Annotated in this window: 1 pseudogene; it reads right to left on the minus strand. The window is 63.2% G+C overall.

Going from position 1 to position 220, the window contains the following annotated elements:
• Nucleotides 1-176, minus strand: a pseudogene (locus G3I40_RS47835) (potassium/proton antiporter); the annotation flags it as partial.
• Nucleotides 177-220: the final 44 nt, after the last annotated feature.

The following is a 220-nucleotide window of genomic DNA, read 5'->3' on the forward strand; positions in this document are numbered from 1 at the left end:
CCGATGCCGAGGTACAGGAGCAGGCTGGGGAGTCCGCTGCGCGAGGAGATCCGTACGGCCGCCACGGCGACGAGCAGCACGAGCGAGCAGACGAGCAGGAGTTCGTTGAGCGCGTGGACAGTCAGGGCCAGGTTCCTTCCCTGCGTGCGCCTGCCGGATCGTCCTCCGGCAGCCAGGTACTTCGTTACCTTACCTAATCTTTAACGATTTCTTGACGGGT

Source organism: Streptomyces sp. SID14478 (assembly GCF_010548525.1).
Taxonomy (GTDB): domain Bacteria; phylum Actinomycetota; class Actinomycetes; order Streptomycetales; family Streptomycetaceae; genus Streptomyces.